The 677-nt window shown below is 65.9% G+C and carries 1 protein-coding gene; it reads left to right on the forward strand.

Annotated elements, in window-relative coordinates:
- Positions 1–677 (forward strand): IS630 family transposase (locus MRBLMG1_RS36190; protein ID WP_367828407.1); only part of this gene is annotated, 677 nt, incomplete at both ends.

Below are 677 nucleotides of genomic sequence, written 5' to 3' on the forward strand. Positions count from 1 at the left end.
GTCACCGACGAGCAGGTGGCCGCCCTGGTGGCCAGGACGCTGGAATCGGCCCCGAAGAACGCGACCCACTGGTCGACACGGTCGATGGCGAAGCAGACGGGCCTGTCGCAGTCGACCGTGTCGCGGGTCTGGCGGGCGTTCGGTCTGCAGCCGCATCGCTCGGAGACGTTCAAGCTGTCGACGGATCCGTACTTCGTCGACAAGGTCCACGACGTCGTCGGCCTCTACCTGGACCCGCCGGAGCGGGCCCTGGTTTTCTGTGTCGACGAGAAGTCGCAGATCCAGGCCCTGGACCGTTCCCAGCCGGTGCTGCCGATGATGCCCGGAGTACCGCAACGCGTCACACACGATTACGTCCGCGCCGGCACCACCACCCTGTTCGCCGCCCTGGAGATCGCCACCGGCAAGGTCATCGGTTCCCTGCACCGCCGCCACCGCGCCGAGGAATTCAAGAAGTTCCTCATCAAGCTCGACCGCGAAGTGCCGGCCGGCCTCGAGGTCCACCTGGTGCTGGACAACTACGCCACCCACAAGACCCCGGCCATCAAGACGTGGCTGCTGGCCCACCCCCGGTTCCACCTGCACTTCACACCCACCGGATCGTCCTGGCTCAACCTGGTGGAGCGATGGTTCGCCGAGCTGACGAATAAACAGATACGGCGAGGCGTCCACAAGAC

It is taken from the genome of Streptomyces sp. LMG1-1-1.1, from assembly GCF_040815545.1.
Lineage (GTDB): Bacteria > Actinomycetota > Actinomycetes > Streptomycetales > Streptomycetaceae > Streptomyces.